This window comes from Murimonas intestini (genome assembly GCF_024622195.1).
In the GTDB taxonomy this organism is placed as follows: domain Bacteria; phylum Bacillota; class Clostridia; order Lachnospirales; family Lachnospiraceae; genus Murimonas; species Murimonas intestini.
This window is the reverse complement of the sequence record NZ_JANKBI010000017.1, coordinates 60,807-86,442: the sequence shown is the minus strand read 5'-3', so window position 1 is coordinate 86,442 and position 25,636 is coordinate 60,807. Positions and strand designations below refer to the sequence as shown.

Genomic DNA, 25,636 nt, shown 5'->3' with positions numbered 1-25,636 from the left:
TAAGAGGACATAAGAATGGAGACACATATACATGGCGGGGATATCTACTCCCGCAGCTTTGAACTGGATTATTCTGTGAACATCAACCCTCTGGGCATCCCCAGGACGGTGAAAGAAGCGGCAGAAAAGGGTGTGGCCTTATCAGAGCACTATCCGGACGTGCAGTGCAGGACATTAAAAAGGGCTATTGAAAGAAAAGAGGGGGTGTCCCGGGAGGCAGTTATCTGCGGAAACGGGGCGGCTGAACTGATATTTGCCATAGCTCTTGGCATCAGGCCGGGTAAAGCTCTTTTGGCAGCTCCGGGATTTGCTGAATATGAGCAGGCCCTCAGGGCGGCAGGGTGCAGTATCTCGTATTATACGTTAAAGGAAGAGAACGGGTTTGAGGCAGGCAGGGATTTTGTGGATATGGTGACAGAAGATCTGGATATAGTGTTTCTGTGCAATCCCAACAATCCCACAGGAATTGCATATTCGAGGGATTTTTTAAGAGATGTGCTGGTAAAATGCAGGGAATGCAAGGTGGTCCTGGTTGTGGATGAATGTTTTATAGAGTTCATGGACAGTCCCATGGAATATACCATGAGGCCTTTTCTGGAGGAATATGACAATCTTTTTCTGCTGAAAGCTTTTACAAAGACATACGCTATGGCAGGGCTGCGTCTGGGATATGGGCTTAGCAGCAGCCGTGCCCTCCTGGAGGCTATGGCAGCTGTGATGCAGCCCTGGAATGTCTCTATTCCGGCCCAGATGGCAGGAACGGCAGCTCTGGCTGAGACAGGATATGTGGAGTCGGCAAGAAACCTGATCAGAAGTGAGAGGAAGTATCTGACAGATAACCTGCGTCAGCTTGGACTGACGGTTTATGACGGAGCGGCGAATTTTATCTTTTTCAAAGGTCCCGTGAATCTGGGAGAGGCCTGTAAAGATGCGGGGATCCTTCTGCGGGACTGCAGCAATTACCACTCTTTGGGAGCGGGATATTTCAGGATCGCGGTGCGCACCAGAAAAGAAAATGAGCTTCTTGTTAAGACTATGCAGAGGATTATGGGGGTAAGCTAAATGGCAAAAGTAATTATGGTACAGGGCACAATGTCAAATGCAGGGAAGAGCCTGCTGGCAGCAGGTTTGTGCAGGATATTTAAACAGGACGGCTACAGTGTGGCTCCTTTTAAATCTCAGAATATGGCGCTTAATTCGTTTATTACAGAAGAGGGGCTGGAGATGGGGAGAGCCCAGGTGATGCAGGCAGAAGCCGCCGGCATTAAACCAAGCGTATATATGAATCCTATTCTTTTAAAGCCCACAAACGACACTGGCTCCCAGGTCATTGTAAACGGCGAAGTACTGGGAAATATGAGCGCCAGAGAATATTTTGCATATAAGAGAAGACTTTTTCCTGATGTAATGAGGGCTTTTGAGTCTTTGGCAGAACAATACGATATTATTGTGATAGAGGGGGCCGGCAGCCCGGCTGAGATCAATCTCAAAGCAGATGATATCGTAAATATGGGAATGGCTAAAAGAGCCCATGCCCCTGTGCTTCTTGTTGGGGATATTGACAGGGGCGGAGTATTTGCACAGCTCTACGGTACAGTGGAGCTGCTGGATGAGGATGAACGGGCAATGATCAAGGGCCTGATCATCAATAAATTCCGCGGGGACAAGACGATACTGGATCCGGGAGTATCCATGCTGGAGGAAAAGACAGGCATACCTGTTGTGGGTGTGGCGCCTTATTTGAACATAGAAGTGGAGGATGAGGACAGCCTGACAGACAGGTTTTCCAGAAACAGTGAGGTTGGCCTGATAGATATTGCCGTTATCAGGATCCCCAGGATATCTAATTTTACTGATTTCAATCCTTTCGAGAGTATAAGCGGAGTTTCACTGAGGTATGTCCATTCCGTGAATGAACTGGGGAATCCTGACATGATCATCCTGCCGGGGACTAAGAATACCATGGAGGATCTGCTCTGGATGAGACAGAATGGCCTGGAAGCGGCAGTCCTGAAGGCAGCGGCGGCAGGGAAGGTGATCTTTGGCGTCTGCGGAGGCTATCAGATGCTGGGTGAGACATTGAGTGATCCGCATGGTGTGGAGGCCGGAGGCCAGATAAAAGGCATGGGGCTTCTTCCTATGGACACAGTTTTTGCAGAGGAAAAGACAAGAACAAGAGTAAAGGGGAAATTTGCCCCTCTGCAGGGAATACTGGAGGGACTCTCGGGCACTTGGCTGGAGGGGTATGAGATCCACATGGGAGAAAGCGTGCGCAGGGAAGATGCCGGCCAGATGACGGAGATCGCAAATTATGCCGCCCAGTCTGACAGTACCTTAAAAGCTGACGGGGCTTACAGGAATAATGTATACGGGACATATGTGCACGGTGTATTCGATAAAGAGGAAGTGGCTGTCAGGATCGTGGAAGGCCTGGCCCGGGCAAAGGGAATCTCCATGGAAGATATAAATGCAGTAGATTACCAGGCCTTTAAAGAGAGCCAGTATGATATCCTGGCAGCAGCATTGAGAGAGCACCTGGATATGGCCAGGATATATGCCATCATGGAAGAAGGAGTGTGATTCCTATGAAAATAGAATTAGAAAATGTGAAGCCCATGGACATTGAACGGCGCAGCTTTGAGATCATAACAGAAGAGCTGAAAGACCGCCGGTTCCCAAAGGAACAGGAGCTTATTGTGAAGCGCTGCATCCATACAAGCGCAGATTTTGATTATGCGGACAATCTCTGCTTTTCAGAAGGGGCTGTAGAGAAAGCAATCGCGGCGATCAAAAGAGGAGCATCCATTGTCACAGATACCCAGATGGCGAAGGCAGGCATAAACAAAAAGGTCCTCTCCCGCTACGGAGGTGAAGTCCTGTGTTTTATGTCGGATGAAGACGTGGCTGAGGATGCCAGGAGACAGGGAAGAACAAGGGCGGCAGTCAGTGTGGACAAAGCGGCAGCACTTGGAAAAGAACTGATCTTTGTGGCAGGGAATGCGCCTACTGCCCTTGTCCGTCTCTATGAACACATTACAGAGGGAGATTTTTACCCTGCTCTTGTGGTCGGTGTGCCTGTGGGCTTTGTAAATGTGGTCCAGTCCAAGGAACTGATCATGGAGACAGATGTACCTTATATTGTCGCCAGAGGCAGGAAGGGCGGCAGCAACATAGCAGCATGCATCTGCAATGCACTGCTTTATATGATGGATTCAGACAGAGGTTACTAGTAGTATCATATCTTGCTGGATAGAGTGCCCAGGCGCTTTGCATATGCAGAGGCCTGTTCATAGGTATAACGTTTTTGTATATTATTTGTGGGAAGAGCTGCGCTGGTCAGGCGCGGCTTTTCTTTCATTTTCATATATTCTTTAGCTGTACACTGGAAATTCTTTAAAAACATCTGGTTTAAGTAGCGGCTGCTGGAAAAGCCTGTCTCCATACAGATATCCAGAATGCTCAGATCAGTTTTGCGTATCAGTGTGAGGGCATGCATAAAACGAAGCCCGCTTACATATTCCTGAAAAGACATGCCCAGCATCTTTTTTATAAAGTGAGACGCGTGATAATCCGTGATATTTTCCAGAGAGGCGATATCCTGCAGGGAAATATGCTCCGTATAGTGTTCGCCGATGTATTCAGTTATGCGTTTCAGGCGCAGGGTATTATGGTAGGCAGAAGCAGATTCTTTTTCAGTAGCCACATGGCAGTTTGTGCTGCACGCCAGCTGGAATAAGACATCCAGCATAATGCTGGAGCATTTCAGGGCGTTATAGGGCACATCTTTGAAATAGTAACCGGTACATTCATAGAGTGACCCAAGCAGGGTATCATGCAGACTGCCGCTGCCGATAATGTTATTTTCAAAACGGAGAAAGCCCAGGGAATAATCTGCCTGCTTATAGAATTCTGTATGGATCTGAAAGGCGAGGATCAGATTATCTGTATCCGTTCTTGCAAATGAGTGGACCTGGTGGCGGTTGATCAGATAAATATCCCCTTCCTGCAGAATATAGGATTTCTGCTCCAGTACAAGAGTGACCGTGCCCTTTAGCAGGACTCCTATCTCCAGGTCATCGTGGCCATGGGGGCCACGGGCAGTCATTTCCACAAAAAAGATCTCCAGATGGTTCATGTTTGTATGCTGTACGATTTCCAACTCTTTTTTCCGGCTCATCTAAATTCCCTCCTGTTATCCGTATTTTATCACAGGTTCACAAGAATGGATATGAAAAATCGCAAGATTGTCATTTTTCAGACTGAAAATCTGATATAAATATATTATACACATCCGTGAAACACGAAAACCTGTCTTGGGCTGGCGTGCAGGGCACGGTAAGGTATCATAGATCAATCACCGGTGAAAAACAATAACCATTTTTGTAACTATCCAGCATGTAAATATGAAAGTGTTGAACAGTTACCCACTTTTTGAAAGAGAGGAATTGTAAATATGTCAGAATTCAAATTTTCCGTTGGGCCATGGAATGTTCATACCGGGGCTGATTCTTACGGTCCGGCCACAAGAGAGGATATACCTGTAGAAGAGAAATTTAAAAAGTTTGCCGAGCTGGGTTTTTCAGCTGTCCAGTTCCACGATGATGATGCAGTCCCGAACATCAACGATTACACAGAGGAAGAGATCAGGGAGAAAGCCAGGGAGCTGAAAAAAACACTTGATAAATATGGGTTAAAGGCAGAATTCGTAGCGCCCCGCCTCTGGATGGACCCTCACACACAGGACGGCGGATTCATGAGTACCTCCGCGAAGGACAGGGAATATGCAATGTGGAGAGCATACCGCTCTATCGATATAGCAAATGAACTGGGGTGTGACATGGTTGTGCTGTGGCTCGCCAGAGAAGGCACCCTCTGCGCAGAATCCAAATCTCCTGTGTGGGCCACCAGGATGCTCATAGAGGCCATCAACAAGATGCTGGAATATGATTCCAAGATCCGCATCTGCATTGAGCCAAAGCCAAACGAGCCCATCGACAGGAGCATCTGCGGCACAATGGGACATGTTATGGCAGTTTCAGCAGCAACTATTGATCCGGCACGGGTAGGCGGAAATCTGGAAAGCGCTCATGCCATCCTGGCAGGCCTGGACCCTGCACATGAGATTGGCTTTGCCATGGCCATGGGCAAGCTGATGACTGTACATCTCAATGACCAGAACGGGATCCGCTACGACCAGGATAAATCTTTTGGCGTAGAAAATCTCCGGGCAGCCTTCAATCAGGTAAAGGTGCTCAAAGAGAACGGCTACGGTGACCACGGAGAATATGTAGGGCTGGATGTGAAGGCCATGCGTACCACCAGGGATGAGGACAGCTATAAGCATCTGGAAAACAGCCTGAAGATATTTAAGGCGCTGGAGGAGAAGGCAGACAGGTTTGACTACGATTTCCAGAAGAAATGTGTAGAAAACAGAGATTTTGAAGCACTGGAAATGTATGTGATGAACCTGCTGATGGGGATTGAATAATTACAATGATAAGGGTATGAGAGCAAGCCGGGGGGAATTTGTCTTCCTGGCACTCTCACATTATAGCAGAAGTATAGATCATGATGGAGGCGCATATGAAAAAAGTGATTGCAGCCGGGCATATTTGCCTGGATATAACCCCCATGTTCCCGGAGAGAAAGGCAGATTCCCTGAGCGAGGTGCTGACTCCGGGCAGGCTGATCCAGATGGGGGAAGCAGATGTCCATACAGGCGGTTCAGTAGCCAATACGGGGCTGGCAATGAAAGTATTAGGTGCAGATGCCGCGCTTATGGGGAAAATAGGAAATGATGCATTTGGAAGCATGGTATTAAACATTCTGAAAAAATATTCCGCAGAGGAAGGCATGATCATTTCTGGAAAGGAGTCAACTTCGTATTCTGTTGTACTTGCAGTCCCAGGCATTGACCGTATTTTTCTTCACAATCCAGGGGCAAATGATACATTCTGCGCTTCAGATATTCCGGAGGGTACATTGGCGGAAGCGGCTTTATTTCATTTTGGATACCCGCCGCTTATGAAGTCTATGTATGAAAATGAAGGGGAAGAGCTGCTGAAGATCATGAAAAAGGCAAAAAAAGCAGGGACGGCCACATCACTTGACCTGGCCTCAGTGGATCCCTGCTCTGACGCCGGAAGAGCGGATTGGAGAAGCATACTGAAGCGCGTGATCCCCTATGTGGATTTCTTTGTCCCGAGTGTGGAAGAGCTGTGCTTCATGCTGGATCGGGAACGGTTTGAAAAATGGCAGGAGAGGGCAGCCGGAAGAGATATCACAGAGATCTTGGATATTGAAAAGGACGTAAAGCCTCTCGCAGAGATGTGTATGGAAATGGGAGCCAGGGTGCTGCTTATCAAATGCGGTGCACCTGGAATGTATTACCGTACAGCCGGCAGGGAGGCCCTCAGCGGTGTCAGCGGGCGTGTGGAGCTGGATCTGGATGGCTGGGCCGGGCAGGAAGGCTTTGAGAGGAGCTATGTCCCTGAAAAGGTCCTCTCCGGGACGGGGGCAGGTGACACAAGTATTGCCGCATTTCTTACGGCTATGCTGAAGGGGTATCCTCTGAGGCGGGCGCTGCAGTTGTCTGCAGCCACGGGGGCGTCCTGTGTGGTAGCCTATGATGCACTAAGCGGGCTGAAGCCCTTTGATGAGCTTGAGAGGAAAATAGATGCCGGATGGCAGAAAAATATAAGTAACTAAGGAGGAGAAGCTATGTTAGCAAATTTAAATGATGTGCTGCTTCCAGCAAAAAGAAATCATTATGCGGTGGGGCTTTTCAATGCAGTCAATCTGGAATTGGCAAGAGGGATCATCAGCGCGGCTGAGGCCGCAGGTTCCCCGGTTATAATGGGAACTGCGGAGGTACTGCTCCCATATGGGCCGCTGGAGGAGGTATCTTACTATCTTCTGCCAATGGCAAAGAAGACAGGTGTTCCAGTTGTCATCCATCTGGATCATGGCCTGAAAAAAGAAACCTGCCTTCAGGCTCTGGAGCTTGGTTTTTCTTCTATTATGTATGACTGCTCCACAGATTCCTATGATGAGAATGTAAAAAAAGTAAAAGAGATGGCAGAGATTGCTCATTCCTACGGAGCGACTATTGAAGGGGAACTGGGCCATGTAGGTGACAATCCGGGTTCGGCAGAAGGTGATTCCCATTTGGAAGATCCGGGTAAATTTTTTACAGATCCCGGGATGGCAAAGGATTATGTGGAGAAGACAGGTGTGGATGCGCTTGCAATTGCGGTGGGGAATGCCCACGGTGCATATAAGCTGCCTCCCAAGCTGGATTTTGAGCGTATCAGGACTATTGCGCGGACTGTGGATGTGCCTCTTGTACTGCATGGGGGCTCCGGCCTGACAGATAATGACTTCAGGCGCGCGATCCAGGAAGGGATCAGCAAGGTCAATATCTTTACAGATATTAATGTGGCTGCTGTAAAGGCAGAATTTGAAAGATTCAGCTCCATGGATAAGGGCCTCATAGACCTGATCCCGGCCGCCGTGGAGGCCGTAAAGCAGGAATCCCTGAAGAAGATGAAGCTCTTTAGCAGCGACGGCAAGGCATATCTGTATGGCAGCGGGTGGGCAGCCCGGGAGAATATGAATAATATAAAAAATCCCGAAAATATGGGGAAGGAAGAGCTTGTACGCATGGTGGCGGCTGAAGTATTGAGGTATCTTGGAAATTAATAATTATGGAAAGCCCTATTTACTTTTTTCTTCGTGCTTGCTAAAATATAGGTACAAAGAAAGTTTACTACTGACCGATATGTGGTATATAAATGATCGGGTTGAAAGTTTACTGCTGACCAATATGCGGTATATAAATGGTTGGGTCGAAAGTTTGGTCCTTCGCCGCAAGGCGAGGGACTTTTTTTCTTAATGAGGACAAGCATATGAAGAAAATGGATAAAAAGAGAAAGGCAGGAAAGCCTTGCGACATGAGTGAGCATACTGCTGGAAATACCTGTTTGTCTGAAAACTGTGAGTAAGGCATGGAGTAAGGATATTATGAAAATAAAAAGCCATAGAAAACAATTAAATACATAATAATTATGTTACAATTGTAGGGAATTCGAATAGAATCGAGGTGTTTCGAATGAAGAATTACAGGAAACGAACAGTTGATGATATTCTGAAACGCAAATTGGAAGGCAAAGGTGCAGTACTGATCGAAGGACCCAAGTGGTGTGGCAAAACCACGACCGCCGAACAGCTTGCTGCAAGCAGATTGTATATGGATGATCCAGAGAAAAAAGAGCAGAACATTACCATGTCTGAGATTAATCCAAAGCGGCTTCTGAAAGGTGCAGCTCCGAGACTTATCGACGAGTGGCAGCTTGCCCCCAAACTGTGGGATGCCATCCGATTTGAAGTTGATCACCGTGGCGAGCTTGGACAGTTTGTACTCACAGGCTCTGCAGTTCCTGCGGATCCCAGGGAAATCACCCACTCTGGCACAGGGCGCTTTACCCGGCTCACTATGAGACCAATGAGTTTGTATGAATCGGGAGATTCAACGGGCGAAGTCAGCTTGAACGACCTGTTCAGTGGTGTGTCGGACATAGACGGCGGCTCAAATATCGATATCGACCGTCTGGCGTTTTTGGTATGCCGTGGTGGCTGGCCGCAGGCGGTTGATATGCGAGACGAGATTGCACTTGACCAGGCGATGGATTATTATGATGCCGTTGTACATTCCGATATCAATCGGGCAGACAATGTGCAGAAAAAACCAGAAAGAGTTCGGCGGCTTATGTGTTCTTATGCAGGAAATCAAGGCGGCCAAGTATCAAATACCGTAATTACACAGGACATTGCGGCTAATGACGAAACTCCCATGAGTGAGGAGACGGTAGCTGAAAGCGCCGTCTTTCCTTATGGTATTGACGGGAACCGGGGATTACGCATATCGCCGCCATGATGGTGTATATGTTATTCCTGTCGGCTGCCTGAAAAACTAACTAAAAATATTGGAGGTGTTACTGTGATTACAATATATAAAGACAAGAAAGACATACCAAAGAATATAGAATATGTAGAGCTTAATGATGTATTTTTTAATCAAACCACAGTTAATAAATTAGACAGCAAAGCAAAGACAATTGTAAAAAAAATTCACGATTCCGAACTCGATGGAAAATACAAAATAAAATCAAAGTTTAATGGTGTGACATTGGATGTAGATTGCTTATCAACAGGATGTAAAACCGTATTGAATGTGAAGTATTTTCCAGATAAAGTTTTTTGCCTGAAAGAATGTGGTGATAATGCGTTAGAGGTATTGTACGGATTAGATGATGGAGCGGTATATAGTGATTATGCAGTAATACCATTTGATATGAATAGCGTTAAAGTTTCTGATGAAAAAGGAACCAGAGTAATCACAGACTATGAAGAATTGAAGGAGTGGTGGAATAATGAAAAGTAAACCAATTGTAATGGATCATTTTTCCACGATCCATACTTCGTATGTACTGGATTTCGAGTTTACAAATAATATAACTATTCTTACAGGTTCATCAGCTACAGGAAAGACTGTATCATTTTCCTTCATAAAGGAATGTATGGCAATAAATCCCAGTATTGTATGTTTTAATTATCTGGATTATCAGAAAGATATAAAAAAATTAATAAGTGAAGAAACAGGGAAGTTGATTGTCATTGATAATGCAGATATATTGCTTGATGATGATACAAGGAAATATATTTCACTGGATGATAAGAACCAGTATTTGATAATAGGAAGAACCCCAAAAAAATCTGTTTGCTACCAGTGATAACTTATTTGAACTGGTGAGCAAGAAAAATGGGGAACAGACTGAATCTAGGATTGAACGGTATTTGTAAAAAGGAAGCCGCAATTACGTGATGTCTGAATGTAAAAGTAACCTGGGGATGGGGCATTATGAATGCCGCACCCCCACTCTTTTTATTTCATATGTAACTCCGGTCCTTCTATGTAAGTGAAGCGCACTTTTGTGCTGACATATACCCGCTATGCCTCCTTAATATGCCGCAGAAACATCCTGCGTATCCCTTCATATTCTCCCAGGCCAATTAAATGGCATTCTACGGGGTAACCGGCATCCATGAACTGTCTGCTCCAGGATTCGGGGTCTTCGCCCGCCATATCGTTCCTGGCATGGTCGCCTGCAACGATCATGAAGGGAGCCAGATGTATTTTCTTAGGTTTGTATTCTTTGACCTGCCGCAGGAGTGACATCATGGTAGGATAAGCCTCTACAGTGCCCAGAAATACATTTTCATAACCCATATCCTTAAAAGTATAGTCAAGGGCGGCATAAATTGCATTCGCATAATGGGTGGTGCCGTGTCCCATAAGGACAAGAACTTCATCTTTGGGAAGGTCTTTCCACGTTTCCATGAGTGAAGAGATAGCTTCTTCATTGTCACGTGTAGTAGTTAAAAGGGCATCGCCAAACCGGATGCTGCTGAAATGTTCGGAAAAGGCAAGAACATCTTCTTTCATGAGATCGTTCTCAATACCGTTGATGACATGGGTGGGCTGTACCACAAGATCTGTAATGCCGTCAGCAGTTATTTGTTCCATGGCTTCTTTTACATTTGGAATGACGATGCCGTCCCTTGTCTTAAGCTTCTTTATTATCATCTTACTGGTCCAGGCGCGGTAAAGATTACAGTCAGGATAAGCCTTCTGGATATCTGCCTCAATTCTGTCGATTGTCTTCTTTCTTGTCTCCTCGTAGCTGGTGCCGAAGCTGACTACGAGAATTGCTTTTTTACACTCTTTGCACACTTCGTGTTTTCCTCCGTACTGTTTTTTAGTATTGATCTCTTCTATATATTTTTCCAGCGTAGCCAGATTCCGCGGAAGCGGCAGGCTGGGCTTAAGAATGTCCTTTTTGCACAGGCTTTCAAAAAGTTCGAGTATGGCAGGCTGTTCCAGATTCGTCTTTGCCAGCGCTGTCTTATTCGTAAATACCTCCAGAGGGGAGCCGAACATCAGCATACGTCCTTCATGGAGGAGAGCGATATCATCCGCCCATTCCAGGGCATAGTTAACATCATGGGTGGACATCATGACGGTAATTCCTTCACAGGTGAGCTGGTCCACTATATGATTTACCATTGTAGTGTGCTTTGGATCAAGGGCAGCTGACGGTTCATCCAGTATGATGATGTCAGGATGCATGACAAGAATATCTGCTATAGATACCTGTTTCTTTTGACCGCCGCTTAATGCATGAGTTGGCTTGTGGCGGAAGGGGGTGATCTCCAGATAGTCGATCACATTTTCCACCTCTTTTTTTGCTTCGTCCTCTGAAATGCCAAGATTCAGGATCCCGAAAGAGATCTCCTGATATACACTGGCTGAAAACAGCTGGCTGTCAGGGTCCTGAAAGATGATCCCTACCTTGCTGCGCAGCTTTAGAAGCCCTTTTCTGGAGTAATCCACAGGTTCCCCATTGAAATACAGAGTGCCCGCATCCGGGCGGTGGATACCGTTGCAGCATAGGAAAAAAGTAGATTTTCCGGAACCGTTGGCACCCATAAAGGCGACTTTGGAGCCGCGGCGTATCTCAACTGAAAAGCCGTTTAAAGAATGCGTTTTCTCATTATCATAAGAAAAGTAAAGATCATCTGCTTTTAAAATAATGTCATCGTTTTTCATAGAAATCTTCTCCATATAGCAGCCGCCAGAAGCAGCAGTTCGAATAGTATGATATATATGATCTCCTTTTTCTTAGGAGGATAGTTCTCAGTCAGGACCCGGATAGTTCCGTCATAGCACCTGGCCTCCATGGCATCATAGAGGGCATTTGATTTTTTCATTGCCCTGATGAAAAGGACTGAGATCATTGAACCAAAAGATTTTAGGGATGTCTTATAGTCCTTGTTGCCCAGACGTGAATTCTGGGAGGTGGTGATCGCTGACGCAATATCCAGAAGTACAAAGATGAAACGGTAGATCAGGAGCATCAGTTCCTGCAGCAAAAGCGGACAGTGAAGCCTGTGCAGGACAAGGATGATGTCTGTCATAGGAGTATTCAGGGATAAGAAATAGAGGCAGGATACACTGGCCAGCGCGGTCAGGATCAGCTGGATCCCATACAGGATAGATGAATGGCTGCCTGTAATGTAATAGCTCCCAACAGGAATGGCAAAGGCATCCAGGGGAGTTTTTGAAATATTTATAATAATTGCGATGGTGCTTAAGAATAAGAATGCCAGAGGGACGGCCATTAATGTTTTATAACGGGAAAGTGGGATCCCCCCTGTTTTTACATTGAGGATCCCATTTACTGCGAGGACGAGAAGAGCTATGGCAATCGAACGTGAGACCAGACAGAAAATCAGTGTGGCCATTGCATAGGCAAACTTCTCACCGGCATTGACATATCTTAATTTGGAATAATAGCAAAGCTTATCTATAACAATCAAGACAGTACTCCTTTTTGACTATTCAAGTTCTTTCCCAAGTTTTTTCGACCATTTTTTGCGCTCAACAAGGCGTCCCATACAAAAAGCCATGATGCCAACGCCAATGCCGGTCTGGATACAGAAGATAAGGCTCTCTACTTCCCCGGGAAGCTCCCCGCCCAGCATAGTTTCCAGAACAGGAGTGAACCAGGGCTCATAGCCGCTGTTTACTTCTTCAACTACCTGGCTGCCCGCATCATCTGAACCGCCGAATTCGGCGCCCTTAAGGGCAAATAATGGTACTATGGCAATTAAAATGGCGGCTGCGATCAATATTAAGACGGTTTTTGTATTCTTACTCATATTATTTAGCCTCCTTTTTAACAAATCCGATGGCTTTCAGCTCAGGCATAGCGAAGGATTCCAGCCCGATTATGATGATCAGGGTCAGGATACCTTCCAGCACAGCAAGAGGAAGCTGTGTAGGTGCGAATACTGCAAGGAATTTCACAGCGGAAGCGCCAACGCCGCCCTGGTCTGAAGGATGTGCCAGAGCCAGCTGAAGGCTTGTCACACAGTATGTAAAAAGGTCACCGAGCATGGCAGCGAGGAATACACTCACTCTTTTGTTGATTTTAAACTTCATGCAGAGCTTATAGATTCCAAAGGAAAGGAATGGGCCTGCAATTGCCATAGAGAATGTGTTGGCGCCCAGGGTAGTAAGTCCGCCGTGGGCCAGCAGGATCGCCTGGAAAAGAAGCACAATAATACCGAGGATGGCTACAGATGACGGTCCGAAGAGGATTGCGCCGAGGCCAGTCCCTGTCATGTGTGAACAGCTGCCTGTTACAGACGGAATTTTCAGGGATGAAATTACAAAGATAAAGGCTCCCGACATAGCCAGAAGTGTAAGTGCCTTTCTGTTTGCCTGCAGAGATTTTTTGATAGAAAAGAAACCTGCCAGCAGGAACGGAATACAGATAACGCCCCATGCGATACAGAATGCTGCAGGAAGGTACCCTTCCATAATGTGCATTGCATTAGCCACAGGTGTGATCCCAAGGGCGAGTGCGAATGCGCCGGCCAGAATGACCAGCTTTTTTTGCTTTTTACTCATAACTTTCTTCCTCCTGATTGAAATTGAGTGCTGACATAAAAAAACCCGTCTGGATGCAGACGGGTATACGACAAAAATCCCCTTATTCTAAGGGAATGTATCATACACCGGCCATCGTTCGTAACCAGGTGTAAATCGTTTATCGCAGGCAGGTCTTCTGACTCAGGCTTCTTCACAGCTACCCGCCTTCCCATTTTCACAGTGGCGTATCTGGATAGCTGCTGTTCCTTTACAGCGGCGTGACCGTGCGGGCTTTTAACCCGGCTTTCCTATTCTTCCGTTTAACGGACACCTGTCGATACTCAATTATGATAAGATTTTATCATTTGTCCCATAAATTGTCAATGTGTGAAATGAGTGTTGCCGGGCTAAAAAATTTGTTTGATTTTGGCACATGTTGTGCTATGATGATACAAGATTGTTACGGTTCTGTGAACAGTAACACAAGATTAAGTTTGAAAGGCAGAGCGGTATTTACATGAGTATTCAAATGATAGGGATCGATCACAGCAGGGCCGGGATCGATATAAGGACAATCTTTTCATTCACTAAAAAAAGATGTGCCGAAGCATTGGATTTCTTTAAGGGCATCGAAGGCATTGAGGGATGTATCCTGCTCTCTACATGTAACAGGATGGAGCTTTATGTGAGCTGTGAAGAAGAATTTCAGGGGTCCCTGTTTGACCTTTTGTGTGAGGTTAGGGAAATACCCGACGGAGGCTTCTACAGGTCTTATTTTGTATACAGAGAAGGGGAAGAGGCCGTGGCCCATCTTTTCCGTCTGGCGGCAGGACTTGAGTCACGGATACTGGGGGAGGATCAGATCATTACCCAGGTGAAGGATGCCCTGGCTCTGGCGAGAGAGCAGTATGCGGCGGATAATGTCCTTGAAGTATTATTCAGGATGGCGGTGACGGCAGGCAAGAAAGTCAAGACGGAAGTATCTCTTTCTACGGCCAACAGATCGGTTATACACCAGGCTCTTGATACGCTGAGGCAGGAAGGGCATACATTTGAAGGAAAGATCTGCATGGTCATAGGAAACGGGGAGATGGGGCGGCTGACGGCCACTGTCATGCATGAAGCGGGCGCGGATGTAACTGTCACGGTGCGCCAGTACCGCAGCGGTATCGTAGATATTCCAAGGGATTGCAAAAGGATCGATTATGGAGACAGGATGCAGCTGTTTCCAAAATGTGACTATGTGATAAGTGCCACTGCAAGCCCTAATTATACACTGAAGGAACACTGTGTCAGAGAGGCACAGGTGTCTCATCCTGTAGTCCTTGTGGATCTGGCAGTGCCAAGAGATATAGATCCTGAAGCAGGAAAGCTTGAAAATATCACGTTATATGATATTGATTACTTTAAGGTCGATATAAAAAGTGAAAAAGTCAGGGCAAATATTGCCAGGGCAGATCATATCTTAGAGGAGCAGATGGAAGAATTCTACACATGGTATGAGTGCAGGGATGTGATCCCCAAAATACAGGAGATCAAAGAAGAAGCAGCCAGAGACGTAGAGCTGCGTCTGACGAAGGTTATCCGTGATCTTCCTCTGGAAAAGGAAATGCAGGAAAAGCTCAGGGGATGCATAGGAGCGGCTGCAGGGAAGGTAGTTAATAAGATGCTTTTTGGCCTCAGAGACACTGTCAGCCAGGCGGCATTTCGGGAATGTGTGGAAGGATTGGAGAAGTTATATGAAGAGTGAAGTGATAATCGGAAGCAGGGAAAGCAGGCTGGCTGTGATACAGTCAGAGATGGTAAAGGCCTATATTGAAGAAAATAATCCGGGGCTTACTGTGAGTCTGCTGACTATGAAGACTACAGGAGATATTATTCTGGACAGGACTCTGGATAAGGTGGGGGGGAAAGGCCTTTTCGTGAAAGAACTGGATAAGGCTCTGACGGACGGGCGCAGCGACTTATCTGTCCACAGCCTCAAGGATATGCCAATGGAAGTTCCTGAGAGCCTGCCTGTTGTGGCCTACTCAAAGAGGGAGGATCCAAGGGATGTGCTTGTTCTGCCTGAGGGCGCGGCTTCCCTGGAGGAGAGCATGGCAGGAGGGCTTCCAATCGGCTGTTCAAGCCTCAGAAGAGTCATCCAGCTTAAGGAGATGTACCCGGGAGCCAGCTTTAAGCCTGTCAGGGGGAATGTACTGACAAGACTGGCAAAGCTGGATGGGGGAGAATATTCTGCCCTTGTTCTGGCAGCCGCAGGCCTGAAAAGGCTGGGGTTAGAAGAGAGGATCAGCCGCTTTTTTGAACCTGAAGAGATCATCCCTTCTGCGGGACAGGGGATCCTGGCTGTGCAGGGAAAAAAAGGAACAGACTATTCTTTCCTGAAGGGTTTTGAAGATGAGGAAGCAGCGTGCGCAGCAGTCTGCGAGAGAGCCTTTGTGAGAGAACTGAACGGAGGATGCAGTTCTCCGGTAGCAGCACACGCCAGGATCATAGAAGGTGAACTGGTACTGCTGGGCTTATATTATGATGAAGAGACAGATGGATGGAAAAAAGGCAGGACCAGCATGGCAGTCACTGACAAGAGACGGCTGCTGGAGCAGGCGGATGAGCTGGGCAGTTCATTTGCCAGGGAACTCTGCCTGGAATACAGAAAAGGAGTACAGAAATGACAGGAAAAGTATGGCTGGTGGGAGCAGGGCCGGGAGATCCGGGCCTGTTCACCCTGAAAGGAAAGCAGGTGTTAAGTGAAGCACAGGTCGTGGTGTATGATGCGCTTGTGGGACAGGGTGTGCTGAATATGATGCCTAAGGAAGCCGAGCTGATCAATGTGGGAAAACGGGCCAGTAATCACACAATGCCTCAGGAGGAGATCAACCGGGTACTGGCGGACAAGGCGTTGGAAGGAAAACGGGTAGTGCGCCTGAAAGGGGGAGATCCTTTCCTTTTTGGCAGAGGAGGGGAAGAGCTGGAGCTGCTCACAAGCTGCGGCATTCCTTATGAGATAGTACCGGGTGTAACATCTGCCCTGTCGGTTCCTGCATATAACGGGATTCCTGTGACTCACAGGGATTTCTGTTCGTCGCTGCATATTGTCACGGGACATAAGAGAAAAGGCCAGGCATATGATATTGATTTTGATGCGCTGGTGAGGACAAAGGGAACCCTAGTATTTCTCATGGGAGTATCGGCGCTGGAAGATATATGCCGGGGACTGCTTCAGGCAGGAATGGCGGAGGATATGCCGGCTGCAGTTCTTGTGAAGGGAACGACTTCAGGACAGAAGAGGATCGTGGCAACTGTATCCTCTCTTAAGGAAGAGGTGGACAGACAGGGAGTTGAAACTCCGGCAATCATTGTTGTGGGAAAGGTCTGTGCCCTTGCCGGGGAATTTGCCTGGTATGAGAAGCTGCCGCTCGCCGGGATGAAAGTGCTTGTGACCAGGCCGAAGGAGCTGATCTCTCAAATGTCAGAGAAGCTGCGCAGAAAAGGAGCTGAGGTGCTGGAACTGCCGGCTGTTGCCACGGTTCCCATATGGCCGAATCCGGCGCTTTCCGGATGCATCAGCAGCCTTTCTGAGTATCAGTGGATCGTGTTTACCAGCCCGGCAGGTGTCAGGATATTTTTCGATGCGCTGGCGGCAGAACACAGAGATGTCCGGGCCCTTGGCGGCGTCAGGGTGGCGGCTATTGGGGGAGGAACGGCAAAAGCGCTGGCAGAGCGCGGCATTTATGCAGACCTTGTGCCTGAAGTATATGACGGGGAGTCTCTTGGGGTGGCACTTGCCGGGAGATGTACCGGAAATGAGAGAATATTGATCCCAAGGGCTGCGGCAGGAAACCAGGAACTTGTGAATGCGCTGGAAAAAGTCAGAGGTGTCAGGGTGGAGGACATTCCCACTTACGATACAGTATACGAAAAACAGGACTTTATCGATGAGCGGGCAGAATTTGAAAACGGCAGTATAGATTATGCAGTATTTACAAGTGCATCCACGGTCAGAGGCTTTGCAAAGGCAGTGGAAGGACTGGATTACAGTACAGTCAGTGCAGTCTGCATTGGAAAGCAGACCCAGGCTGCAGCCGCGGCACTGGGGATGAAGACATATGTGGCCAAACAGGCATCCATGGACAGTATTGTGGAGGCGCTTGAGAAGCTGGCAGCCCGGGACAGGACTGAATAAGTGAGATAGAAGGGTGAGGAGGAAATAGGATGGAAATGATAAAAAGACCAAGAAGGCTTCGGGGAGGGGAGACGATCAGGAGAATGGTCAGGGAGACAAGAGTCGATAAGGCTTCCCTGATGTATCCTGTTTTCGTAAAAGAAGGCAGCAATATCATAGAAGAGATTCCTTCTATGCCGGGACAGTACCGCTACAGCATAGACAGATTATGCCGGAAACTGGATACTCTGTCTGATGCAGGGGTGAGCAGTGTTATGCTCTTTGGCATCCCGGATCACAAGGATGAGGTGGGAAGCGGAGCGTATGCGTCCGATGGAATTGTTCAGAGAGCTCTCAGGGAGGCTAAAAAGGAATTCCCTGACATGTACTATGTGACGGATGTCTGTATGTGTGAGTATACTTCCCACGGCCACTGCGGGGTGCTCTGCGGGCATGACGTGGATAATGATAAGACCTTAAAGCTGCTGGCTGATACGGCCCTCTCCCACGTGGAGGCAGGTGCAGATATGGTGGCGCCTTCCGATATGATGGACGGACGCATAGCAGCAATCAGAACGAGACTGGACGGGGCAGGATTTACAAATATTCCTGTCATGTCATATGCGGTAAAATATGCATCTGCATTTTATGGGCCGTTCCGTGATGCAGCAGGCAGTGCGCCTTCTTTTGGGGACAGGAAGACCTACCAGATGGATTTCCACAACAGCAGGGAAGGAATCAAAGAGGCGCTTCTGGATGTAGAAGAAGGGGCTGATATTATTATGGTCAAGCCTGCCATGTCATATCTGGATATGGTGGCAAAGGTAAAGGAAGCGGTGAACGTGCCTGTTGCCAGCTACAGTGTCAGCGGCGAGTACGCCATGGTAAAGGCTGCCGCAAAGATGGACTGGGTAGATGAGGAAAGGATCATGTGCGAGATGGCAGCCAGCGCCTACCGCGCAGGAAGCGATATCTATATCACATATTTTGCAGAAGAGCTGGCAAAGTGTATGGATGAAGGAAGGATAGGCTAATGACAAGATCAGAATCACTTTTTAAAGAAGCAGTTAACTATATCCCGGGGGGCGTTAACAGCCCAGTCAGGGCGTTTGGCTCTGTGGGGATGTCTCCCAGGTTTATAGAGAAGGCGGACGGTGCCTATATTTATGATGCAGACGGAAACAGATATGTGGATTTTATCTGCTCCTGGGGACCTATGATATTAGGGCATAATGATGAGCGCATCAGAGAAAGTGTGATAAAGGCATGTGAAAACGGACTGAGCTTTGGCGCTGCCACTGAGAAAGAAGTGGAGATGGCAAAGCTGATCTGCAGTATAGTGCCGTCTGTCGAGATGGTGCGTATGGTGAATTCCGGAACAGAAGCCGTAATGAGCGCTGTGCGTGCCGCAAGAGGTTATACAGGAAGGAATAAAATAATTAAGTTTATGGGCTGTTACCATGGACATTCAGACGCTATGCTTGTAAAGGCCGGTTCAGGAGTAATGACAAGCGGCCTGCCCGACAGTGCAGGAGTGCCTGCAGGGTGCACAGCAGATACGCTTTCAGCAGTCTACAATGACCTGGAAAGCGTGCAGGAACTTTTTAACCAGTTTGGGGAAGAGATAGCCGCGGTCATAGTAGAGCCTGTAGGCGCCAATATGGGTGTGGTTCCTCCGGCGCCCGGTTTTCTGGAGGGCCTGCGCAGGCTGTGTACGGAGAATAAGAGTGTTCTTATTTTTGATGAGGTTATTACCGGCTTCAGGCTTGGGATAGACGGCGCCCAGGGCTACTATCAGGTACAGGCGGATCTGACCACATTCGGAAAAATCATAGGTGCAGGCATGCCTGTGGGCGCGTATGGCGGGAAGAAAGAGATTATGGAAATGGTGGCCCCGGCAGGGCCGGTCTATCAGGCGGGGACACTGAGCGGTAATCCTGTGGCTATGGCGGCAGGATATACCCAGCTTACCATACTGAAAGAAAATCCCGGGTTTTATACAGAACTGAATGCAAAAGGTGATGCGTTCTACGGTGAAATAGCAAAGATACTCAAAGAGAAAGGACTGCCGTACCAGATGAACCATGCAGGTTCCCTGGGATGTATCTTCTTTACAGAGGAGCCGGTGGTGAACTATGCATCAGCCAAGACTTCTGATACAGCCAAATACGCAGAATATTTCAGATATATGCTTGACGGCGGAGTAAATCTGGCACCGTCACAGTTTGAAGCTATGTTCCTCTCAGCGGCGCATGGCCAAAGGGAGATGGAAGTATATCTGGAGCTTTTGAGAAAGGCCTGACAGAAAGAGAGATAAGCAAAAAAATAATATATTTTGTAAAAGCACAGACGAATGGATTGAACGTCTGTGCTTTTTGGCATTTTATGCTATATGCTTTTTGTATATTCTTTGCCGGAAATTAAATATAAGTTAGAGATATTTCCCTTACATTTACCATTGACTCTAACGCATATATGGAGTAAAATGAAAAAGAACATTCGTTCTTTGGACGCTATCATTACGAATCGCAGAGCAGTGGTATGGCTGACCCAAAAGTCGATTGCTCAACTTTTTGATGTAGAACATAGTAAAGTTTAATTTGTGCATATTTTGCACAAGTTGCAGATAATGGAAAAATATATCAATATAAATTTTATTCTTTATCAGTAATTATTGTTGTGCGTTACCGGGCAAATTTTTGATGAGGATTATTTTGACTATCGTAGCTTTGCTGGTATTAGTGGTAACATTTATAACAGTGTGAATAGTGAAAATGAATTCGCTACACGTGTGTAGCGAATTCATGTGGAGGTCTTATGAATGAAAAAAAGAATTGATAAAAAATCTTATAGGATGCTATTTTCTATTGTTAAGTCGTAAGTGATATTGTTTTATCAGCAGCTAAATTCTGAAATTCGAAAGTATACCTGTTAGGCAGCTGTTCGAATACCTGATTTCAAAGATTTCACGAATTTCTGCCTGATAGACATAGTTTTTATTGGTTCATCAAGGAGGTAAAAACACATTATGGAGTTCAAATTACACAGCGAATATAAACCTACCGGCGACCAGCCGCAGGCTATCAAAGCTCTTGTAAAAGGTTTCAAGGAAGGCAACCAATGCGAGACTTTACTAGGCGTCACAGGCTCCGGCAAGACCTTCACCATGGCTAACGTGATCCAGCAGTTACAGAAGCCGACCCTCATCATCGCCCACAACAAAACGTTGGCGGCCCAGCTATACGGAGAATTTAAAGAATTTTTCCCCAACAACGCTGTGGAATACTTTGTCTCGTATTATGATTACTATCAGCCGGAGGCCTACGTGCCTTCGTCTGACACATATATAGCCAAGGATTCTGCCATAAATGATGAGATTGATAAATTACGTCTGTCTGCCACCACGGCACTGGCAGAACGTGAGGATGTCATCATCGTGGCCAGTGTTTCCTGTATCTATGGCCTGGGCAGCCCTGTGGATTATAAAAACATGGTTATTTCCCTCCGGCCTGGTATGGAAAGGGACAGGGACGAGGTGGCCCGCAGGCTTATAGATATCCAGTATGACAGAAATGATATGGATTTCCACAGGGGAACCTTCAGGGTCAGAGGGGATGTACTTGAGGTGTTTCCGGCAGAGGCTACAGATACTGCCGTGAGGATAGAATTCTTTGGGGATGAGATCGACAGGATCACCCAGATCGATCCGCTGACAGGAGAAATAAAATGTGCCCTTGAGCATATCGCGATTTTTCCGGCTTCCCACTATGTGGTGCCCATGGAGAAGATCCTGGAGGCTACAAAGAATATCGAGGCAGAGCTGAAAGAACGTATCGCTTATTTTAAAAGCGAAGATAAGCTTATTGAGGCCCAGAGGATATCAGAGAGGACGAATTTTGATATTGAGATGATGAGGGAGACAGGTTTTTGTTCCGGCATCGAGAATTATTCAAGACATCTCTCAGGACTGGAGCCGGGGGCATCACCCCACACACTGATTGATTATTTTCCTGATGATTTTCTGATCATTGTGGATGAATCCCATAAGACCATACCTCAAATCAGAGGTATGTACGCCGGTGACCAGTCCAGAAAATCCACATTGGTGGATTATGGATTCCGGCTTCCGTCTGCAAAGGATAACAGACCGCTCAACTTCCAGGAATTTGAGAGCAAGATCGATCAGATCATGTTTGTATCTGCCACGCCCGGAGTATACGAGGAAGAGCATGAGATGCTGCGTGCAGAACAGATCATCAGGCCGACGGGCCTGCTGGACCCCAAGGTGGAAGTTCGTCCGGTAGAAGGCCAGATTGATGACCTTGTAGGTGAAGTGTATAAGGAAATCGCCAAAAAGAACAAGATCCTCATTACCACCCTCACCAAGAGAATGGCAGAAGACCTCACCGACTATATGAGAGAGATAGGAATCAGGGTGAAGTACCTGCACTCAGATATTGATACACTTGAGAGGACGGAGATCATCCGTGATATGCGGCTCGATGTCTTTGATGTGCTGGTAGGCATCAACCTTCTGAGGGAGGGGCTGGATATACCTGAGATCACTCTTGTTGCCATATTGGATGCGGATAAAGAGGGATTCTTAAGATCTGAGATATCACTTATCCAGACAATAGGCCGTGCCGCCAGGAATTCGGACGGTCATGTTATCATGTATGCCGATGTGATGACTGATTCTATGAGGATGGCCATTGAGGAGACGGAGAGAAGAAGGGCTATCCAGGAAAAATATAATGAAGAGCATGGCATTACGCCCCAGACGATAAAGAAAGCCGTCAGGGACCTGATCAGCATTTCCAGGGAAGTTGCAAAGGAAGAGATGGAATTTGAAAAGGATCCTGAATCTATGAGCAGGGAAGAACTGGAAAAACTGATCGGTGAGGTTCAGAAGAAGATGAAGAAGGCAGCGGCAGAGCTTGATTTTGAATCAGCGGCAGAGCTGCGTGACAAGATGATAACGCTGAAGAAGCAGTTGCAGGAGATTGATGAAGGATGACAACGAAAACGAACGAGAAGCAATATATAAAGATAAGAGGTGCCAATGAGCACAATCTGAAAAACATTGACCTGAATATCCCAAGAAATGAGTTTGTAGTTCTGACAGGACTCTCAGGATCAGGAAAATCCTCACTGGCATTTGATACTATTTATGCGGAAGGACAGAGACGCTATATGGAGTCCCTGTCCTCATATGCGAGGCAGTTTCTAGGACAGATGGAAAAACCGGATGTGGAGAGCATAGAGGGGCTGCCGCCCGCCATTTCCATAGACCAGAAATCTACAAACAGGAATCCCAGGTCTACAGTCGGGACTGTGACGGAGATATATGATTATTTCAGGCTGCTATATGCGAGAATCGGTATCCCCCACTGTCCAAAGTGCGGCAAAGAGATAAAAAAACAGACTGTAGACCAGATGGTAGACCATGTCATGACACTTCCGGAGAAGACAAGGATCCAGCTACTTGCGCCTGTAGTCAGAGGGCGTAAGGGAGAGCATGTAAAGCTCTTTGATCAGGCTAAGAGAAGCGGTTATGTGAGAGTTCAGGTGGACGGAAGTACGTATGACCTGTCTGAAGAGATAAAGCTGGATAAAAATAAAAAGCATAATATTGAAATTGTTGTGGACCGTCTTGTAGTCAGGCCCGGGATTGAAAAGCGTCTTACAGATTCCCTGGAAAATGTCCTGAACCTGGCGGAAGGCCTGGCGATCGTGGATGTACAGGGCGGGGAACCTCTCAGGTTCAGCCAGAGCTTCTCTTGTCCGGACTGTGGGATCAGCGTGGATGAGATAGAGCCAAGAAGCTTTTCCTTTAATAATCCTTTTGGAGCGTGTCCTGACTGCTTTGGACTGGGCTACAAGATGGAATTTGATGAAGAACTGATGATACCTGATAAGACTCTCAGCATCAATGACGGGGCAATAGCAGTCATGGGATGGCAGTCATGTACGGACAAGGGAAGCTTCACAAGAGCTATCCTGGATGCTCTGGCCAAGGAATATAAATTTGATCTGAGCACTCCTTATGACCAGCTGCCTGAGAAAATAAGGGACATGCTCATCCACGGAACAGGAGGCCGGGAGGTTAAGGTCCACTACAGAGGCCAGAGAGGTGAAGGTGTCTATGATGTAGCCTTTGAAGGCCTGATAAAGAATGTGGAGAGGCGGTACAGGGAGACAGGCTCCGAGTCCATGAAGCAGGAGTATGAGGCATTCATGCGGATCACACCCTGTAAGACATGCCATGGGCAGAGACTGAAAAAGGAAGCCCTGGCAGTCACAATCGCTGATAAAAATATTTATGAGATAACATCTATGTCCATAGCTAAGCTCCAGAAATTCCTGAATGAGCTTGTTCTGACGGACCACCAGGAGATGATAGGTCATCAGATCCTGAAGGAAATACGGGCCAGGATAGGATTTTTGATGGATGTGGGGCTTGAGTACCTGACATTGTCAAGGGCGACGGGAAGCCTTTCAGGCGGTGAAGCCCAGAGAATACGTCTTGCCACACAGATTGGATCGGGCCTGGTTGGTGTTGCCTATATCCTGGATGAGCCGAGTATCGGACTTCATCAGAGAGATAATGACAAGCTTCTCAGAACTCTGGACAATCTCCGTGACCTGGGAAACACGCTGATCGTTGTGGAGCACGATGAGGATACTATGTTTGCAGCTGACTATATCGTAGATATTGGTCCCGGAGCAGGGGAACACGGCGGTGAAGTGATAGCAGCAGGAACGGCTGAGCAGATTATGGCTAATGAGAAGTCTGTCACAGGAGCATATCTGAGCGGCAGGATAAAAATACCTGTACCGGAGGTAAGAAAGAAGCCGACAGGATTCCTGCATGTAAAAGGCGCAGCAGAAAACAACCTGAAAAATATTGATGTGGATTTCCCTCTGGGAGTAATGACATGTGTGACAGGTGTCTCCGGCTCAGGAAAGAGTTCGCTTGTAAACGAGATCCTGTATAAGTATCTTGCAAAGAAACTGAACAGAGCCAGGGTGATACCGGGAAAACATAAGGCCATAGAAGGAATCGAACAGCTGGACAAGGTAATAGATATTGACCAGTCTCCCATTGGGCGCACACCCAGATCCAATCCCGCCACTTATACCGGCGTGTTTGACCAGATACGTGATCTTTTCGCATCTACTGCAGATGCAAAGGCGAAAGGATATAAGAAAGGGCGTTTCAGTTTTAATGTAAAGGGCGGAAGATGTGAAGCCTGCAGCGGTGACGGGATCCTTAAGATAGAGATGCATTTCCTGCCGGACGTGTATGTTCCCTGTGAAGTATGCGGCGGCAAACGGTATAACAGAGAGACTCTGGAGGTTAAATATAAAGGTAAGAGCATATATGATGTATTGGATATGACTGTGGAGGAAGCAGTTACCTTTTTTGAAAATGTACCTTCTATTCGCAGGAAAATAGAGACACTGTATGATGTGGGGCTGTCATACATCAAGCTGGGTCAGCCGTCCACCACACTTTCAGGGGGAGAGGCACAGAGGATCAAGCTGGCTACAGAACTGAGCAGGCGCAGTACAGGAAAGACTATCTACATCCTGGATGAACCGACCACAGGCCTTCATTTTGCCGATGTCCATAAGCTGATAGAGATCCTTCAGAGACTGGCGGAGGGCGGCAATACAGTAGTGGTGATCGAGCATAATCTGGATGTTATAAAAACAGCAGATTATATAATAGACATCGGTCCGGAGGGCGGTGACAGAGGCGGCACGATAGTAGCTACAGGAACCCCTGAGGAGGTGGCGGAGAATCCTGCGTCCTATACAGGAAAATATGTAAAAAAATATTTAAAAAAGTAATATGGGACAGAGGTTCCAATTCAGGAGTAAAGGGAACTTAAAGGAATAAAAGAATAGGAAAGTATACAAGAAGCGTAAGAATCAGCATTGCCGGACTTACGCTTCTTATATATTATAATGTA

The 25,636-nt window shown here is 47.1% G+C and carries 21 protein-coding genes, 1 pseudogene and 1 riboswitch; of the genes and pseudogenes, 16 read left to right on the top strand and 6 right to left on the bottom strand.

Annotation, left to right across the window (positions count from 1 at the left end; genetic code table 11):
• The first annotated feature begins 15 nt into the window (after window positions 1-15).
• From NSB28_RS19870 to NSB28_RS19860, 3 genes are read left to right on the top strand one after another with little or no spacing between them, the layout of a single operon-like run.
• Window positions 16-1,062 (top strand): pyridoxal phosphate-dependent aminotransferase, encoded by a 1,047-nt coding sequence (locus NSB28_RS19870; protein ID WP_109748322.1) that lies wholly within the window; start codon window positions 16-18, stop codon window positions 1,060-1,062.
• Complete coding sequence (locus NSB28_RS19865; protein WP_109748323.1) at window positions 1,063-2,580, top strand: cobyric acid synthase; 1,518 nt, start codon at window positions 1,063-1,065, stop codon at window positions 2,578-2,580.
• Window positions 2,581-2,585: 5 nt separating this feature from the next.
• Window positions 2,586-3,230, top strand: a complete 645-nt coding sequence (locus NSB28_RS19860; protein ID WP_109748324.1) for a precorrin-8X methylmutase — start codon at window positions 2,586-2,588, stop codon at window positions 3,228-3,230.
• 5 nt (window positions 3,231-3,235) lie between these two features.
• Here the strand turns inward: NSB28_RS19860 and NSB28_RS19855 are convergent, their stop codons facing one another.
• Window positions 3,236-4,177, bottom strand: a complete 942-nt coding sequence (locus NSB28_RS19855; RefSeq protein WP_109748325.1) for an AraC family transcriptional regulator — start codon at window positions 4,175-4,177, stop codon at window positions 3,236-3,238.
• Between the two features lie 276 nt (window positions 4,178-4,453).
• Here NSB28_RS19855 and NSB28_RS19850 point away from each other — a divergent pair, with 276 nt between their 5' ends.
• The 6 genes from NSB28_RS19850 (at window position 4,454) to NSB28_RS19825 (ending at window position 9,791) form a co-directional block, all read left to right on the top strand.
• Window positions 4,454-5,488 carry a TIM barrel protein gene (locus NSB28_RS19850; RefSeq protein ID WP_109748326.1) on the top strand — a complete coding sequence of 345 codons (1,035 nt, stop codon included), beginning with the start codon at window positions 4,454-4,456 and terminating at the stop codon, window positions 5,486-5,488.
• Window positions 5,489-5,571: 83 nt separating this feature from the next.
• On the top strand, window positions 5,572-6,708 hold the full coding sequence (locus NSB28_RS19845) for a carbohydrate kinase family protein (protein ID WP_109748394.1): 1,137 nt from the start codon (window positions 5,572-5,574) through the stop codon (window positions 6,706-6,708).
• Window positions 6,709-6,720: 12 nt separating this feature from the next.
• The gene (locus NSB28_RS19840; RefSeq protein WP_109748327.1) at window positions 6,721-7,701 is read left to right on the top strand and encodes a class II fructose-bisphosphate aldolase; all 981 of its coding nucleotides are present in this window, start codon (window positions 6,721-6,723) and stop codon (window positions 7,699-7,701) included.
• A 409-nt stretch (window positions 7,702-8,110) separates the two neighbouring features.
• Window positions 8,111-8,935 carry an ATP-binding protein gene (locus NSB28_RS19835; protein WP_257497903.1) on the top strand — a complete coding sequence of 275 codons (825 nt, stop codon included), beginning with the start codon at window positions 8,111-8,113 and terminating at the stop codon, window positions 8,933-8,935.
• A 63-nt stretch (window positions 8,936-8,998) separates the two neighbouring features.
• Window positions 8,999-9,442, top strand: coding sequence for a DUF4869 domain-containing protein (locus NSB28_RS19830; RefSeq protein WP_109748328.1), 444 nt, complete (start codon window positions 8,999-9,001; stop codon window positions 9,440-9,442).
• Window positions 9,432-9,791 carry an ABC transporter ATP-binding protein gene (locus NSB28_RS19825; RefSeq protein ID WP_257497902.1) on the top strand — a complete coding sequence of 120 codons (360 nt, stop codon included), beginning with the start codon at window positions 9,432-9,434 and terminating at the stop codon, window positions 9,789-9,791. The genes NSB28_RS19830 and NSB28_RS19825 overlap by 11 nt, the downstream gene beginning before the upstream one ends.
• Window positions 9,792-10,009: 218 nt before the next feature.
• Here NSB28_RS19825 and NSB28_RS25025 read toward each other — a convergent pair whose 3' ends face one another.
• The 5 genes and pseudogenes from NSB28_RS25025 to NSB28_RS19800 all read right to left on the bottom strand — a co-directional run bounded on the left by NSB28_RS25025 (window position 10,010) and on the right by NSB28_RS19800 (window position 13,534).
• Complete coding sequence (locus NSB28_RS25025; RefSeq protein ID WP_257497905.1) at window positions 10,010-10,792, bottom strand: sirohydrochlorin cobaltochelatase; 783 nt, start codon at window positions 10,790-10,792, stop codon at window positions 10,010-10,012.
• A gap of 270 nt (window positions 10,793-11,062) precedes the next feature.
• Window positions 11,063-11,668 (bottom strand): annotated as a pseudogene (locus NSB28_RS25020) (energy-coupling factor ABC transporter ATP-binding protein); the annotation flags it as partial.
• On the bottom strand, window positions 11,665-12,438 hold the full coding sequence (gene cbiQ / locus NSB28_RS19810; RefSeq protein WP_109748330.1) for a cobalt ECF transporter T component CbiQ: 774 nt from the start codon (window positions 12,436-12,438) through the stop codon (window positions 11,665-11,667). The pseudogene NSB28_RS25020 and the gene cbiQ, both read right to left, overlap by 4 nt.
• A gap of 18 nt (window positions 12,439-12,456) precedes the next feature.
• A complete protein-coding gene (locus tag NSB28_RS19805) occupies window positions 12,457-12,780 on the bottom strand; it encodes an energy-coupling factor ABC transporter substrate-binding protein (protein WP_109748331.1) in 324 nt (107 codons plus the stop codon).
• A 1-nt stretch (window position 12,781) separates the two neighbouring features.
• Window positions 12,782-13,534: an energy-coupling factor ABC transporter permease gene (locus tag NSB28_RS19800; RefSeq protein WP_109748332.1), complete on the bottom strand. Its 753-nt coding sequence runs from the start codon at window positions 13,532-13,534 to the stop codon at window positions 12,782-12,784.
• Between the two features lie 130 nt (window positions 13,535-13,664).
• A riboswitch (cobalamin riboswitch) is annotated at window positions 13,665-13,846 on the bottom strand.
• A 166-nt stretch (window positions 13,847-14,012) separates the two neighbouring features.
• Between NSB28_RS19800 and hemA the strand changes: the two genes are divergently transcribed.
• From hemA to uvrA, 7 genes are all read left to right on the top strand, one after another.
• Window positions 14,013-15,245 carry a glutamyl-tRNA reductase gene (hemA, locus tag NSB28_RS19795; protein WP_109748333.1) on the top strand — a complete coding sequence of 411 codons (1,233 nt, stop codon included), beginning with the start codon at window positions 14,013-14,015 and terminating at the stop codon, window positions 15,243-15,245.
• Complete coding sequence (gene hemC, locus NSB28_RS19790) at window positions 15,235-16,167, top strand: hydroxymethylbilane synthase (RefSeq protein WP_109748334.1); 933 nt, start codon at window positions 15,235-15,237, stop codon at window positions 16,165-16,167. The genes hemA and hemC overlap by 11 nt, the downstream gene beginning before the upstream one ends.
• Entirely contained in the window at window positions 16,164-17,678 is a 1,515-nt protein-coding gene (gene cobA / locus NSB28_RS19785) for a uroporphyrinogen-III C-methyltransferase (RefSeq protein ID WP_109748335.1), read from the top strand. The genes hemC and cobA overlap by 4 nt, the downstream gene beginning before the upstream one ends.
• Window positions 17,679-17,707: 29 nt before the next feature.
• Window positions 17,708-18,691, top strand: coding sequence for a porphobilinogen synthase (hemB, locus tag NSB28_RS19780; RefSeq protein WP_109748336.1), 984 nt, complete (start codon window positions 17,708-17,710; stop codon window positions 18,689-18,691).
• Window positions 18,691-19,959 (top strand): glutamate-1-semialdehyde 2,1-aminomutase, encoded by a 1,269-nt coding sequence (gene hemL / locus NSB28_RS19775; protein ID WP_109748337.1) that lies wholly within the window; start codon window positions 18,691-18,693, stop codon window positions 19,957-19,959. Before hemB ends, hemL begins: the two co-directional genes overlap by 1 nt.
• Before the next feature lie 726 nt (window positions 19,960-20,685).
• Window positions 20,686-22,674 carry an excinuclease ABC subunit UvrB gene (uvrB, locus tag NSB28_RS19770; protein WP_109748338.1) on the top strand — a complete coding sequence of 663 codons (1,989 nt, stop codon included), beginning with the start codon at window positions 20,686-20,688 and terminating at the stop codon, window positions 22,672-22,674.
• The gene (uvrA, locus tag NSB28_RS19765; RefSeq protein WP_109748339.1) at window positions 22,671-25,514 is read left to right on the top strand and encodes an excinuclease ABC subunit UvrA; all 2,844 of its coding nucleotides are present in this window, start codon (window positions 22,671-22,673) and stop codon (window positions 25,512-25,514) included. Before uvrB ends, uvrA begins: the two co-directional genes overlap by 4 nt.
• Window positions 25,515-25,636: the final 122 nt, after the last annotated feature.

What these genes read in the sequence shown, in the direction of transcription:
- NSB28_RS19870 (WP_109748322.1), top strand. Translation starts at nt 16, where the DNA reads ATGGAGACACATATACATGGCGGGGATATCTACTCCCGCAGCTTTGAA.
- NSB28_RS19865 (WP_109748323.1), top strand. Translation starts at nt 1,063, where the DNA reads ATGGCAAAAGTAATTATGGTACAGGGCACAATGTCAAATGCAGGGAAG.
- NSB28_RS19860 (WP_109748324.1), top strand. Translation starts at nt 2,586, where the DNA reads ATGAAAATAGAATTAGAAAATGTGAAGCCCATGGACATTGAACGGCGC.
- NSB28_RS19855 (WP_109748325.1), bottom strand. Translation starts at nt 4,177, where the DNA reads ATGAGCCGGAAAAAAGAGTTGGAAATCGTACAGCATACAAACATGAAC.
- NSB28_RS19850 (WP_109748326.1), top strand. Translation starts at nt 4,454, where the DNA reads ATGTCAGAATTCAAATTTTCCGTTGGGCCATGGAATGTTCATACCGGG.
- NSB28_RS19845 (WP_109748394.1), top strand. Translation starts at nt 5,572, where the DNA reads ATGGAGGCGCATATGAAAAAAGTGATTGCAGCCGGGCATATTTGCCTG.
- NSB28_RS19840 (WP_109748327.1), top strand. Translation starts at nt 6,721, where the DNA reads ATGTTAGCAAATTTAAATGATGTGCTGCTTCCAGCAAAAAGAAATCAT.
- NSB28_RS19835 (WP_257497903.1), top strand. Translation starts at nt 8,111, where the DNA reads ATGAAGAATTACAGGAAACGAACAGTTGATGATATTCTGAAACGCAAA.
- NSB28_RS19825 (WP_257497902.1), top strand. Translation starts at nt 9,432, where the DNA reads ATGAAAAGTAAACCAATTGTAATGGATCATTTTTCCACGATCCATACT.
- NSB28_RS19805 (WP_109748331.1), bottom strand. Translation starts at nt 12,780, where the DNA reads ATGAGTAAGAATACAAAAACCGTCTTAATATTGATCGCAGCCGCCATT.
- NSB28_RS19800 (WP_109748332.1), bottom strand. Translation starts at nt 13,534, where the DNA reads ATGAGTAAAAAGCAAAAAAAGCTGGTCATTCTGGCCGGCGCATTCGCA.
- hemA (WP_109748333.1), top strand. Translation starts at nt 14,013, where the DNA reads ATGAGTATTCAAATGATAGGGATCGATCACAGCAGGGCCGGGATCGAT.
- hemC (WP_109748334.1), top strand. Translation starts at nt 15,235, where the DNA reads ATGAAGAGTGAAGTGATAATCGGAAGCAGGGAAAGCAGGCTGGCTGTG.
- cobA (WP_109748335.1), top strand. Translation starts at nt 16,164, where the DNA reads ATGACAGGAAAAGTATGGCTGGTGGGAGCAGGGCCGGGAGATCCGGGC.
- hemB (WP_109748336.1), top strand. Translation starts at nt 17,708, where the DNA reads ATGGAAATGATAAAAAGACCAAGAAGGCTTCGGGGAGGGGAGACGATC.
- hemL (WP_109748337.1), top strand. Translation starts at nt 18,691, where the DNA reads ATGACAAGATCAGAATCACTTTTTAAAGAAGCAGTTAACTATATCCCG.
- uvrB (WP_109748338.1), top strand. Translation starts at nt 20,686, where the DNA reads ATGGAGTTCAAATTACACAGCGAATATAAACCTACCGGCGACCAGCCG.
- uvrA (WP_109748339.1), top strand. Translation starts at nt 22,671, where the DNA reads ATGACAACGAAAACGAACGAGAAGCAATATATAAAGATAAGAGGTGCC.